13 protein-coding genes and 2 tRNA genes are annotated in these 13,814 nt (G+C 33.4%); 5 read left to right on the plus strand and 10 right to left on the minus strand.

Translation table 11 applies throughout. The features are described from left to right. Nucleotides 1-43 precede the first annotated feature (43 nt). Nucleotides 44-538 (plus strand): carboxypeptidase-like regulatory domain-containing protein, encoded by a 495-nt coding sequence (locus tag LJY17_RS10360; protein ID WP_264543751.1) that lies wholly within the window; start codon nt 44-46, stop codon nt 536-538. Here LJY17_RS10360 and LJY17_RS10365 read toward each other — a convergent pair whose 3' ends face one another. After that, complete coding sequence (locus tag LJY17_RS10365; protein ID WP_264543752.1) at nt 539-1,003, minus strand: hypothetical protein; 465 nt, start codon at nt 1,001-1,003, stop codon at nt 539-541. It lies immediately after the preceding gene. Nucleotides 1,004-1,073: 70 nt separating this feature from the next. Here LJY17_RS10365 and LJY17_RS10370 point away from each other — a divergent pair, with 70 nt between their 5' ends. Continuing rightward, the gene (locus tag LJY17_RS10370) at nt 1,074-1,577 is read left to right on the plus strand and encodes a DUF456 domain-containing protein (RefSeq protein ID WP_264543753.1); all 504 of its coding nucleotides are present in this window, start codon (nt 1,074-1,076) and stop codon (nt 1,575-1,577) included. Nucleotides 1,578-1,627: 50 nt separating this feature from the next. On the opposite strand, the gene LJY17_RS10375 is transcribed toward LJY17_RS10370, so the two are convergent. The 8 genes from LJY17_RS10375 to LJY17_RS10410 form a co-directional block, all read right to left on the minus strand. Next, nucleotides 1,628-1,704: transfer RNA gene (locus LJY17_RS10375), tRNA-Asp, on the minus strand. Between the two features lie 300 nt (nt 1,705-2,004). Beyond that, nucleotides 2,005-2,081 (minus strand) — tRNA-Asp (locus tag LJY17_RS10380). 86 nt (nt 2,082-2,167) lie between these two features. Next, nucleotides 2,168-3,094 carry a DUF58 domain-containing protein gene (locus LJY17_RS10385; RefSeq protein WP_264543754.1) on the minus strand — a complete coding sequence of 309 codons (927 nt, stop codon included), beginning with the start codon at nt 3,092-3,094 and terminating at the stop codon, nt 2,168-2,170. Nucleotides 3,095-3,164: 70 nt separating this feature from the next. Continuing rightward, complete coding sequence (locus tag LJY17_RS10390) at nt 3,165-3,752, minus strand: DUF4082 domain-containing protein (RefSeq protein ID WP_264543755.1); 588 nt, start codon at nt 3,750-3,752, stop codon at nt 3,165-3,167. A 179-nt stretch (nt 3,753-3,931) separates the two neighbouring features. Beyond that, nucleotides 3,932-4,249 carry a thioredoxin gene (gene trxA, locus LJY17_RS10395; RefSeq protein ID WP_073307592.1) on the minus strand — a complete coding sequence of 106 codons (318 nt, stop codon included), beginning with the start codon at nt 4,247-4,249 and terminating at the stop codon, nt 3,932-3,934. A 161-nt stretch (nt 4,250-4,410) separates the two neighbouring features. Further along, on the minus strand, nt 4,411-5,361 hold the full coding sequence (locus LJY17_RS10400; RefSeq protein WP_264543756.1) for a porin family protein: 951 nt from the start codon (nt 5,359-5,361) through the stop codon (nt 4,411-4,413). 98 nt (nt 5,362-5,459) lie between these two features. Next, nucleotides 5,460-9,983, minus strand: coding sequence for a DNA polymerase III subunit alpha (gene dnaE / locus LJY17_RS10405; protein ID WP_264543757.1), 4,524 nt, complete (start codon nt 9,981-9,983; stop codon nt 5,460-5,462). A gap of 152 nt (nt 9,984-10,135) precedes the next feature. Continuing rightward, complete coding sequence (locus LJY17_RS10410) at nt 10,136-10,489, minus strand: RNA recognition motif domain-containing protein (protein WP_264543758.1); 354 nt, start codon at nt 10,487-10,489, stop codon at nt 10,136-10,138. Nucleotides 10,490-10,683: 194 nt separating this feature from the next. On the opposite strand from LJY17_RS10410, the gene LJY17_RS10415 reads away from it, so the two are divergent. The 3 genes from LJY17_RS10415 to LJY17_RS10425 are packed head-to-tail and all read left to right on the plus strand — an operon-like array spanning nt 10,684 to nt 12,515. Then, a complete protein-coding gene (locus LJY17_RS10415) occupies nt 10,684-11,250 on the plus strand; it encodes a 30S ribosomal protein S16 (protein ID WP_264543759.1) in 567 nt (188 codons plus the stop codon). A gap of 15 nt (nt 11,251-11,265) precedes the next feature. Then, nucleotides 11,266-11,793 carry a ribosome maturation factor RimM gene (rimM, locus tag LJY17_RS10420; RefSeq protein WP_264543760.1) on the plus strand — a complete coding sequence of 176 codons (528 nt, stop codon included), beginning with the start codon at nt 11,266-11,268 and terminating at the stop codon, nt 11,791-11,793. 17 nt (nt 11,794-11,810) lie between these two features. Further along, a complete protein-coding gene (locus LJY17_RS10425) occupies nt 11,811-12,515 on the plus strand; it encodes a tRNA1(Val) (adenine(37)-N6)-methyltransferase (protein ID WP_264543761.1) in 705 nt (234 codons plus the stop codon). Here the strand turns inward: LJY17_RS10425 and LJY17_RS10430 are convergent, their stop codons facing one another. After that, nucleotides 12,516-13,814 (minus strand): HlyD family secretion protein, encoded by a 1,299-nt coding sequence (locus LJY17_RS10430; protein WP_264543762.1) that lies wholly within the window; start codon nt 13,812-13,814, stop codon nt 12,516-12,518. It lies immediately after the preceding gene.

Genomic DNA, 13,814 nt, shown 5'->3' on the forward strand with positions numbered 1-13,814 from the left:
TAATTAAAGATTTTGTAACTTTATTACTCAATCTCACGAAATCATGAAAGCTAAATTTTTAATAGTAATCTTGTTCTTTCTAGTTCAAATTGGGTTCTCTCAAACTGGAATGTTTGTTCATGGCAAAGTGGTTAATAACAATATCCCTATAAAAGGAGTTGAAATAATTAGCTTGAACACTAAAAATATTGTTATTACTGATGACAATGGATTATTTTCGATTATTGTGAATCCAAAAGATATTTTAGTTGTTGGTCTCAGAGGATACGAACCTAAAAGGATTGTTTTAGATCCTAGCAGAGCTGAGAATTATTATGTTAAAGTTCAATTAGTTCCTTCAAGAGATGAATTAGAAGAAATTGTAGTTACATCCTTTGTACGTCCAAAATTTGACTCTCAAAAAATAGTAGACACACAATATTTTGATGATAACACATCTTCTCCAAAAAATAGACTTATAAAAGATGGAACCATTGAGAACGGAATAAACTTTGTCCGCCTTTTTAAAGATGCAAAAAGCATTGTTTCAAGAAATTAATCAATTCTTTTTAATTATTACAGGAATAATAAACTCAGACTTAACTTTTATTCCTCTCTTTATTGCTGGTTCAATAATTGGTAAACCAACAGTTTTCGATTTTATGACACTATCTAACTTAACTGTATCTTCAGTAGTGTTTTGTGAAGCGAATTCAACTTTGTAATCAGGATATACCACAACTTTCAACTGCAATGTGTCAATGCTTGGAAATTTTCTTCGAATTGTATCATTACATAATTTCATCTCTAAATCCTTGGCCAATAATTCAAAAAAACATTGCTTTCTAGCTGCTTTATCCTCTAATGAATCACAATCGGCAAGACTTGGAAATTCATCAACACTTTCCCAATCAATTTTTTTAATCTCCTGATTTAACAATTCATCTTTGTTTGGTATATTTTTTTCAAAATACTGACACGAATGCATTGATAAAAGTAAAACAAAAGGAAGAATTCTTTTCATTTTTTAGGTAAACCGATTTAGTTTGAGAAAATAGCTTTATTTTAGGTTTCAAAAGTACAAAAATAATTTTATGGATATATTGCTATTAATACTAGGATTCATTTGTGTTGTAGTTGGAATTTTTGGTAGTTTTTTACCAGCACTTCCTGGACCAGGTTTAAGTTGGTTAGGGTTATTACTTTTATATCTTACCAATGCAGTTCCTAATAATTATTGGGTACTTGGAATTACACTCCTAATAACTTTAGTTATTTTAATTTTGGATTACGTTATTCCTGCAAAGGGGACAAAGAAATTTGGAGGCAGTAAATATGGTATTTGGGGAACCAACATTGGTTTACTTATTGGATTATTCTTTATACCTATTCCTTTTGGATTTGTTTTAGGAGCTTTCCTTGGAGCTTTCCTTGGAGAAATGCTTTATGACAAAGAAGATCATAAAAGAGCCTTAAAAGCTGCAACTGGATCGTTTTTAGGGTTTTTAGTTTCCTCTTTTATGAAGTTTGTTGTTTGTATGATTTTTTTAGGGACTTTCCTTTACGTTAGTTGGTCAAACAGACATTTTCTTTTTTAGAAAAAAATGTTTTAAAAATAAAAAGCCTTTCAAATGAAAGGCTTTTTTACTGGCGGTCTGGACGGGACTCGAACCCGCGACCCCATGCGTGACAGGCATGTATTCTAACCAACTGAACTACCAAACCAGTACTGAATTGTGAGTGCAAATATACGACCGTTTTTCATTTTCGCAAGTCTTTTATAAGCTGAAATCCCTTATTTTTTTAATTAAAATCGTAACCTATTTACTGTTAACATATTCCGTAAAAAAACTATCCAGATACAAACTGGCTCAAAAATAAAAAAGCCCTCCAATCAAATGGAAAGCTTTTCATTGGTCTAACTACTAAACCATTCCGATTTTACTCGGAACTAAACAACACAACTAATCTTAAATATCTTAAGAGGGCAAAAAAGCTCCGTGTTTAACGGAGCTTCCTCTTTTCTGGCGGTCTGGACGGGACTCGAACCCGCGACCCCATGCGTGACAGGCATGTATTCTAACCAACTGAACTACCAAACCAGTGCTTAATTGCGAGTGCAAATATACAACCGTTTTTCATTCCCACAAGTCTTTTTTGAAAAAAAATTAAAATATTTTTATTACAACTAACCAAATATTTGTTTTTCAACCAAATACGTTGTCATAATTTTTTCGAACTTTCCATCAACATATACTGGAACATACTTGATTTTATACATCGCACATGTGTTAGCAATTTTTTCAAAGTAGCTTTTTACCAATTTTTCATAATCAGTTTTTATATTTTCAGCAAACAAATTGACTTCATCACCTGTTTCGAGGTCAATAAATTTTCTAGGTGAATTATCAAAATTGAAACTCAGCTCGGTTTTTTTATCCAATACATGAAACAAAACCACTTTATGCTTATTATGTTTTAAATGCTGTAACGCCTTAAACAGTTTCTCATCATCTGCCCCTTGAAACATATCCGTAAATAGAATTATCATTGCGCGACGATGCATCTTCTCTGCAATATGATGTAAATAAGTAATTGTATCTGTTTGTTTTGTCGAATTATTTGATTCAAGTAAGTTTTCTAATTTATGAAGCAACATTCTATGATGACGATCACTCCCTTTTTCGGGAGCATAATATTCGTATGAATCTGAATAGACACTCAATCCTACTGCATCACGTTGCTTTTTGAGCAAATTCATTAATACAGCCGAAGCCAAAACCGAAAATCCTATTTTATTTTCATAAAACTGCTGATTTGAAGTAAGCTTAGGGTAATGCATTGAGGAAGAATTATCTATAATCAAATGACAACGAAGATTCGTTTCTTCTTCAAATCGCTTAGTGTAGAGACGATCTGTTTTTGCATAGAGCTTCCAATCAATATGCTTTGTACTTTCTCCAGCATTATAAATTTTATGCTCAGCAAATTCAGCTGAAAATCCATGAAATGGAGATTTGTGCATTCCAGATATGAAGCCTTCTACTATTTGGTTTGCCAAAAGTTCTAAATGCTGAAAACTGGATATTTTTTCTATTTGACCTTCTAGATTCATCTCTCAAAAATAAGAAAAAGGTTTGGTAAAAAACCAAACCTTTTTCTGAGAGATAATAAAGTAACCTTATTTAAGACTTAACAAATTTAAAAGTTAAATCTCCTGCATAATAATTCGCTGGAAAAATATTTGGCACTGCTTGGTCTGTTCCAGCTTTATAACCATATGAGGTAATTTTAACATCTCCCACAGTCACTGGATAAGTAGTAACTGAAGAATCATTTTTTCTGTGATCATACCAATCATTGCTATTGTAAGTAATCATGTATTCAGTATCTTTAACTACTTCTAAAGGTGTTATAGCTTTTGTAATTTCAACTCCAGAAGAAGTTACATCTACAAGTTCAGTTCTTAAAATAGTTGCAGTAGCTTTGTCCCAAATAGTAACTCTCATACCCACACGTACATCTGGTATTTTAGCAATCAATGCCGTTATTTTGCCATTCGCTTGAGGTGTGAAAGAAATTCCAAATTCATAGTCTCCTGAATTGACATAATTAGTAGTTTTTTGATTAAACCCTGTCGTAGACAAATATCCAGATAATGGGTTTTGTTCAACAATTGTTGGCGCTGATGTTGAATTGTCGTCATCTTTACTACATGAGAAGAACACCACAGATAAAATTGAGATACCTAAAAGATTTTTAATAATTTTCATAGCCGTTTAAATTTGATTAAAAAATAATGTGTTTTTTATGACTACAAATATTTAACAAATGTTGAAACTACTACAGAGTGTCTTTCCTGTTTTCAATAGGGTGTTTTTCCTGTTTTTTTATAAAATAAAAAAGGTCCGGAAAAACCGAACCTCTACTTTTTTTTAAATTTTGATAACTATTACAACAAAGCATCAATAGCTTTTGTATATGTATCTTTTGGAGCAACACCTACTTGACGCCCTACCACTTCTCCGTTTTGAAATATTAGAACTGTCGGAATATTACGAACTCCATATTTTGCAGCAAATTCTTGATTTGCATCTACATCAACCTTTCCTACTACAGCCTTACCATCGTACTCTGTAGAAATTTCATCGATGATTGGACCTACCATACGACACGGACCACACCATGCTGCCCAAAAATCTACCAATACTGGTTTGCTTGATTGTAATACTACCTCTTCAAAAGTAGCATCTGTTATTGCTTGTGCCATTTTTATATTTTTAATTAATTGTATAACAAAAGTAAGATAATATTTTAAAAGACCGCTACGATATAAATCAGTTTTGATTATTAGATAATTGATATTTCTTATTCTTTAAAACAAAAAAAGAGACCTTGTAGGTCTCTTTTCTATTAATGATGATCTATTTATTATAAATCGTAACGTATTCCTAATGTTAATCCAACTCCACTAATACCTACATAAGAACTTAATTCTTCTTTTGCATTATTAGTATTGTAACCTGCTGCATTAGTTTCAGGATTATTTGAAGTTGTATCTAATTGATTTACATAGTTTGTATGAACTTCAGAATATGGCAATGTACTTAATCTATCTTGTCCATTAACAGTATAATCTTTAGTTTCTTTAGTTTTTCCGTGTACTGTAAAGTTTCTGTATTCAATTTCAGCAAAAGCTTTAAGTTTCCCTGAAAGTTTATATGAAGTACCTAAAGCCGCCATAAAACCAACTGTTGGATTTGGTTTAACTACATCTCTCTTATAAACTTCAGCTAATTTAGTACCAGTAGTAGTCGATTTAGTAGCATTAGTTTTAATATCTAAATAACCATAAACTGGAACAATAACTCCAACTTTAGTATAAGGCTCAAAACCTTTTGTTTCACCTAAATACAGCACTAATGAAGGAGATAAATCTAAAGCTTTAATTTGTCCTTTAGATTCGAAAGTAATAACTGTTGGTACAGTCACTCCTGGAGCCACTTGTACTGGAGCGTCTTCTAAATTAGTGTAATTAGCCATTTTTCTAGAGTTCCCAATATAGTAATGAACACCCATTTCGAAACCTAAACGCTCAGTAAAACGGTATCCTAAACCAAGATTTGTTCTAAATCCTTCACCAAAAGAACCTGTAATACTTTTAGAAGATAGTAATTGTGATCCATCCTGAGTATAAACTTCCTCTTTAGCTTCGTGACCATTTACAGTTGGAAATTCTGTTGCAACTGTTTGGAAGAAATAAGAACCACCAACTTTAAAATAGAAACCTTTTTTTTCAACTGGTGTATTCTCTTCTGTAGTCTGAGCAACCATGGTAGCAGAAAATGCCATAATGCCTGCAAATAATAATTTTTTAATCATGATAAATTTGGGTTAATAAATTTTTCGCAAAAATAAAACCCTGAAACTTAATATCATAATCATTTTTCAACTTTCATATTACATTATTTCTAGAAAACCTAATTTAATTTGAAGTTTATTTGCATTTTTTCTAATTCAGAAAGTAACTCGTTAGAAATCTTTATTTTAAGTTTTCTACTATGCATTGCCACCCTGTTTACTACTCTAGTTTCTTCAACTTCAGTAATTATTGGTTCCATTATTTCATTAACCTCTATATCATTTTCACCTGCATCTTCTACATTTTCAGCGACAATAGGTTCATTTACTATTTCAATCTGTTTTTTAAACTTTTCCAGTTCCATTACCTCAAATGTTACTTGATGATCTCCTTTATTTGTCTGAAATAAATTGTACAAATTATTTACCAAACTTTCACCAAGCTCATTAATTGAGAAAAGAATCGTAATTTTTTTAGCAAAAGTTGACAATACATCAGCAAGCATTTTAGCTTCTAAAAACTGTAAACGAGGATCCGATTTTTTTCCAGTCTCACGATTTACCCATCCATCTTTCACATTTACTTTAAAGAAAACGAAAGTGTTTTGAACCAAGAAATGACGGAATTTTAAATACTCTTCATCAAAAATTCGAAACTCGAAACTTTCATCATAACCTTCTAAGTTGAAGGTAGCCCAGCCTTTACCATTTTTTGCGGTACGATGTTGTACATCGCTTACCATCCCACCAAAAGTCAGATTTTTGCCCACAAATTGTTCCAAACTATTTAAGTGTTCCAATTTTGCATTGCAGAAATATTTCATTTCAAATTTATAATCATCTAATGGATGACCTGAAATATAAATTCCTACCACTTCTTTTTCGCGAGCCAATTTTTCCATAGTATGCCATTCTTCACAAGGAGGAACTGTTGGCTCAGGAATTTGAACTTCGGTAGCATCTCCAAATAAGCTTACTTGCGAAGAATTTTCATTTTCCTGTGTTTTGGCACCATACTTTATTGCTTTTTCTAAAAACCAAATGTTATCTCCATCATGATGAAAGTATTGTGCACGATGAGTATCTTCAAAACAATCAAAGCCTCCTGAAAGTGCTAGATTTTCAAATGCTTTTTTATTTGCTGCTCTAAGATCTATACGACGCGCTAAATCAAAAATAGACTTGTATTTACCTTCTTTTCTATTTTCAACAATAGTTTTTACAGCACCTTCACCTACTCCTTTAATAGCACCCATTCCAAAACGGACAGCATAATTTTCGTTTACAGTAAATTTATAGAACGATTCATTAACATCAGGCCCTAAAACGGATAATCCCATACGCTTACACTCTTCCATAAAAAACGACACTTGTTTGATATCGTTCATATTATTAGACAGTACTGCTGCCATATATTCTGCAGGATAATGCGCTTTTAGATACGCCGTTTGGTAAGCAACCCAAGCATAACAGGTAGAGTGTGACTTATTGAAGGCATAACTTGCAAAAGCTTCCCAGTCGGTCCAAATTTTATCTAATTTTTTTTCATCGTGACCATTTGCCATGGCTTGATCGATAAATTTAGATTTCATTTTATCTAGAACATCTTTTTGCTTTTTACCCATCGCTTTACGAAGAACGTCGGCATCACCTTTAGAGAAATTTGCCAGCTTTTGTGACAAAAGCATTACCTGCTCCTGATATACTGTAATACCATAGGTTTCTGCTAAATATTCTTCACAAGCATCTAAATCGTACGTAATAGGTTCTTCACCGTTTTTACGGCGAACGAAAGAAGGAATATATTCTAACGGACCTGGACGATACAATGCGTTCATTGCAATTAAATCTCCAAAAACATTGGGCTTTAATTCCTTCATGTATTTTTGCATTCCAGGGGATTCGTATTGGAAAATACCTACTGTTTCACCACGCTGGAAAAGTTCATATGTTTTTTGATCGTCAATTGGAAAAGTATCAGGATCAAGTTCAATCCCTGTTCGATATTTTACCAGTTTGACTGTATCTTTTATCAACGTTAGGGTCTTCAGACCCAAGAAGTCCATTTTTAGTAATCCTGCACTTTCAGCAACCGAGTTATCAAACTGCGTTACATATAAATCGGAATCTTTTGCAGTGGTTACCGGAACGAAATTGGTAATATCATCAGGAGTAATAATTACACCACAAGCATGAATACCTGTATTTCGAAGTGATCCTTCCAATACTTTTGCTTGTTGGATTGTTTCACCCGCTAAATCACCTTCATTTGCAATAGCAATTAGCTCTTTTACTCGATCAAACTCTTCAGAACGTAATGCTTTTTTCACTTCGCTTTCATCTTCTTTTAGGAAACGTGCCAAATTCCATTTGGATGGCATCATGCCTGGAATCAATTTTGCAATTCTATCCGCCTCAAACAAAGGCAAATCCAATACACGTGCCGTATCACGAATAGCAGATTTGGTCGCCATTTTACCATACGTGATAATCTGTGCTACCTGATTAGCCCCGTATTTATTAATTACATAATCCATAACCAAACCACGACCTTCATCATCAAAGTCGATATCGATATCGGGCATGGATACACGGTCTGGATTTAGGAAACGCTCAAAAAGCAAATCATACTTAATCGGGTCAATGTTTGTAATTCCTAAACAATAAGCTACCGCCGAACCTGCTGCCGATCCACGACCTGGCCCTACAGAAACACCCATTTTTCGGGCTTCGGCAATGAAATCCTGTACAATCAAAAAGTAACCAGGGTATCCTGAATTGGAAATCGTTAATAATTCGAAATCCAAACGTTCCTGAATATCTGTAGTTATTTCTTGGTATCTTCTTTTAGCACCTTCCATTGTTAAATGGCGGAGATAAGCATTTTCACCTCGTACACCACCGTCAACTTTATCTTCTTCGACTTTAAATTCGTCTGGGATATCAAACTTTGGAAGTAATACGTCTCTATATAATGAATAAGTTTCAACCTTATCTATAACTTCTTGAATATTTATTATCGCTTCAGGTAAATCGGTAAAGAGTTTTTTCATCTCGGCACTACCTTTAAAATAGTACTCCTGATTTGGTAATCCGTAACGATACCCACGTCCACGACCTATGGGTGTTGCTTGTTTTTCACCGTCTTTTACACATAATAAAATATCGTGAGCATTTGCATCTTCTTTAGCTACATAATAGGTATTATTAGTAGCAATCAGTTTAACATCATGCTTTCGAGCAAAAGCAATTAAAGTTTGGTTGACACGATTTTCATCTTCCTGATTGTGGCGCATGATTTCGAGATAAAAATCATCTCCAAACTGTGATTTCCACCACAACAGTGCTTCTTCAGCTTGGTTTTCACCAATATTTAAAATTTTACTTGGAATTTCACCGTATAAATTACCAGATAAAACAATGATATCTTCTTTGTATTTTTCGATTACACCACGATCGATGCGTGGTACATAATAAAAACCTTCGGTATAAGCAATTGAAGCCATTTTGGCCAAATTATGGTAACCCTTTTTATTTTTCGCTAGAAAAACAACTTGATAACCATTATCCTTTTGAGATTTATCTTTATGATTATTACAAACATTGAATTCACAGCCCACAATAGGTTTGATCTCAGTTTCGGTAGTTGGTTCTCCGTTTTCAATAGCAGCATCATTTTTCGCTTTAGCCGTTTTGTTATGATTCATTACAGCGCTCACAAAATGGAAAGCTCCCATCATGTTTCCAGTATCTGTCATAGCCACTGCAGTCATCTTATTTTTTGCAGCTGCATTAACTAAATCTGGCACTCCAATTGTTGATTGCAGTACCGAAAACTGTGTGTGATTGTGTAAATGAACAAACGTTGCGTGTTCTAAGCCTTTTACATCTTCATCAGAAACTGGAACAAGTACTTCTTCTTGCTGAATTTGTTTTAATCGAGCACGTATTTCATCTGAAGCTGCTTTAAGATTGATATGTTTTAACCCAATTAATTTTATTTCATTGGGATTGTTTTCACGAAAACGGTCATAATAATCTGTAGGAACATCAAGCTCTTCTTTTGTGAAAATTTCACGCTTGATTAATTCTAAAAAACAGCGAGTAGTAGCTTCAACGTCGGCAGTAGCGTTGTGAGCTTCTGCAAATGGTTCCCCAAATAAATATTGATGTAACTCAGTAAGTGTAGGCAACTTATATCTTCCTCCTCTACCTCCAGGAAGTTTTAATAATTCGGCTGTAGTTTCTGTACATGTATCCAAAACGGGTAATTTGGATAAATCTGAACTGATTCCACCACGATGGAACTCACAGCCCATGATATTTACATCAAATCCAACATTTTGACCAACAATATATTTTGTTTTTGAAAGTGCAATGTTGAATTTTTCCAAAACTTCTTGCAAAGAAATTCCTTGCTCCATGGCCAATTCAGTTGAAATACCATGAATACGCTCCGCGTCATAAGGGATATTAAATCCTTCAGGCTTTACTAAATAATCTTGATGCTCTATAAGATTTCCTAATTCGTCATGTAACTGCCAAGCAATTTGAATACAACGAGGCCAGTTATCAGTATCCGTTATTGGCGCTGACCAACTGCGAGGTAAACCAGTAGTTTCGGTATCAAAGATTAAATACATTTCATTGATTTTTAAGCTTTAAGCAATGTGCTTTAAGCGAATTTAAAGTAAAAACAAAAGTACATTTTAAGAGTTTAGAAATCAAGAATTGTTGATAACAAAAAAACCACCTCGATTGAGATGGTTTTCAACAATAATATAAAAAATAGCTCTTAGTATCTTCCTCCTCTATTGTTACCTCCGCCGTAGTTTGAACTACCACCACGGTTGTTTCCATAACCTCCACCTGAACGGTTGTTATTGAAACTTCTTCTTTCGCCTTCTGGTTTTGGCTCCGATTTGTTTACCACAATCGTACGACCTTCAACAGTAGCACCATTTAATTCCTGGATTGCTTTTAAAGCCTCTTCATCGTTTGTCATTTCAACGAATCCGAAACCTTTACTACGACCTGTAAATTTATCAGTAATAATTTTTACTGATTCTACAGCACCATACACTCCAAAAGAATCTCTTAAGTCTGCCTCATCAATTGAAAATGGAAGACTTCCTACAAAAATATTCATATATAAATTTTATAATTTGGACAAAGGTAGACTATTAAAATGGTAATCAATTCATTATTAAGCATTTTCTTTTTTAAAATATTTATTATCATTGTGTTATCTTTTTAAAATTAAATTATTTTGTATGATAAACTTTTATATCTTTGCACCCTTAAATAACGAGGTCGTGTACCTCAAATTAATCAATTAAGATTATGTCAGTAAAAATTAGATTACAAAGACACGGTAAAAAAGGGAAACCTTTTTACTGGATCGTAGCAGCTGATGCTAGATCAAAAAGAGATGGTAAATTCTTAGAAAAAATCGGAACTTACAATCCAAACACTAACCCTGCAACTATCGACTTAAACGTTGATCAAGCTGTAACGTGGTTATTTAACGGTGCTCAGCCTACTGACACTGCAAGAGCAATTCTTTCTTACAAAGGTGCTTTATTAAAACATCACTTAGAAGGTGGAGTACGTAAAGGTGCTTTAACTGCTGAACAAGCTGAAGCTAAATTCACTGCTTGGTTAGATGAGAAAGCTGGAAAAGTAACTGCTAAAAAAGATGGTTTAGCTAAAACTAAAGCTGATGCAAAAGCAGAAGCGTTAAAAGCTGAAAAAGCTGCTAACGAAAAACGTGCTGCTGCGCAAGCTGAAGCTCTTAAAGCTGCTGAGGTAACTGAAGCTGCTGCTGAAGAAGTAGTTGCTGATGTTGAAGCGACTTCTGAAGAAGCTCCTGCTGTTGAAGAAGCTAATAATGAAGAAACAGAAGCTTAATTATAACTAGCGATAATGCGTAAAGACGATTGTTTCTATTTAGGTAAAGTCGCTAAAAAATTTAGTTTCAAAGGGGAAGTTCTAATCTATTTAGATACAGACGAACCTGAAATGTATGAAGATTTGGAATCAGTTTTTGTTGAATTCAACAAAAATCTGGTTCCATTTTTTATTGAAAATTCTCAACTCCATAAAAACGATTTTCTAAAAGTTCGTTTTGAGGATGTAGATAATGAAGAAAAAGCCGATGAATTAATTGGTCGTGAAGTCTATCTTCCTTTATCTATGTTGCCAAAACTTGAAGGCAACAAATTTTACTACCACGAAGTAATTGGTTTTGATGTTATTGATAATCGCCTAGGAAATATTGGCACAATAGTTTCCATTAATGACAGTGCTGCTCAGCCCTTATTTGAAATTGACAAAGACGGAATCGAAATTTTGATTCCAATGATTGATGATTTCATTGTAGAAGTGAACCGCGATAAAAAAGCCATTACTTTAAACACTCCTGAAGGATTAGTGGACTTATATTTAGGATAAAATTCTAAATTCTAGCCATGTTTCAATTTAAACAATTCAAAATAGAACAAGACCGTTGCGCCATGAAAGTAGGCACTGATGGTGTTTTATTGGGTGCTTGGACTCCATTAACAAACAATCCTTATAACATTCTTGACATAGGAACAGGAACAGGTTTAATCGCTTTGATGCTAGCACAACGCTCAAAAGCAGAGCAAATTGATGCTATCGAAATTGACGACAATGCTTACGAGCAAGCCACTGAAAACTTTGAAAATTCGCCTTGGAACGAACGCTTATATTGTTATCATGCAGGCTTGGATGAATTTGTTGATGAAGTAGAGGAAGAATTTGATTTAATTGTTTCAAATCCTCCTTTTTATACCGACGAATACAAATCGGGTGACGAACAAAGAGACAATGCACGTTTTGAAGATTCACTACCTTTTGATGAATTAGTGGAAGCTGCCGATTTCTTTTTATCTGAAAACGGAATATTTTCATTAATTGTTCCTTTTAAAGAAGAAGAAAAAATAATCAATCTTTGCCAAGAACGCGAATTATTTCCTTTAAAAATTACTCGTGTAAAAGGTACTCCGACAACAGAAATAAAAAGAAGTTTACTCGCTTTTAGCCGAATTAAACAAAACCCAATTATTGACGAACTGGTTATTGAAACAGCTCGTCATCAATATACTCAGGAGTATATTAAATTGACAAAAGATTTTTATCTGAGAATGTAATTATTCCACTTTTAACATATCTCTAAACTGATACAAAACCCTCTCCAACAATCTTAAATCTTCTGTAATAATCTCTGCGGAACCCCTCATTTCCTGTTGGAAAGGAACCGTTTTTTTATAACTTGTTTTCATTCCATCTGGAAGCACAACATCAATAGCAATATTTCCATCTTTGTCAGGAACCAAAGCAATGTTTTGTACTTTCCCCTTAAGTATTCCAAATTCTCTATCAGGGTAATTTAAAAGTCTAACATTTACTTTTTGCCCAATTTTGATTTTTCCTGAATTTTGAGAAGGCGCTTTCAATTTTCCTATATATCCTTTACCCGTTGACGGCACTACCGAAAAAACTTCTTCCCCAGAAGTAACGGTTTGATTCTTAATCCAAACCTTTGTAAAAGTGACCTGACCATCAATACCAGATTGCAAAACATAGTTTAATTCCCAATCTTTGATTGCTTTTTTCAATTGGTAAAAAGATTGTGACAAACTTCTGTCCAAATTAACAGTTTCTTTCACATCGTTTATTTGGTTTCCTTTTATAGCTTTTGCATTATCAATCAAAGACGATTGCAACTGAGAAATTGAGGCAAGCAAATTCTTATAATTTTTTTCTGCTTGCAAAAAATTCATTTTCTTATTCTCAAATTCCTGATCAGAAATCACTCCTTTATCATGAAGTTTAGTGTATCGTGCTAAATCACTTCTTTGCAATTGTAGTTCTTGTTCATTGATTGATTTTTGTTGTATTAATAAAGCCAATCTTTCCTTGATTTGAACATTTTCTGATTTTTGCGCCGAAGATTCAACTTGATATGGTGTTAAACTTTTATTTAAACTATTAGCTAAATAATCTTTTTGAAAAGATGCAAAAGAAGCCTCTATATCTCCAAATTGAGCATTCTTAAATTGAGTAAATGGAAAATTAACAAAGTCTCTTTTTTGAAAAGCTTCCAGCTCTTTTTTCAATCTAAAGATATCATTATAATTAGACGAATTTTCTATTACTGCCAATGGTGTATTTGCCTTCACCATTGTTTTATCACTAATCAAAATATCCTGAATCCTCCCTGATGCTTTCGCAATCATTTTTTCTGGTGGTATATTGGTAGTTATAATTACTTCAGTTCTTACAATATCTGGATACTTTAAAAACCATGACACTACAAACATCAATACTATGATTGTAAAAATCAACACTGTTCCCCAACGTATCATCCAGTTTGGAACTTTTGATAATATATCTTGTACTTCTTCGCTACGCAGTTCAAAAGAAGTATCGTATGTTTCTTGCGCCAT

The organism is Flavobacterium hankyongi (genome assembly GCF_036840915.1).
GTDB classification, from domain to species: domain Bacteria; phylum Bacteroidota; class Bacteroidia; order Flavobacteriales; family Flavobacteriaceae; genus Flavobacterium; species Flavobacterium hankyongi.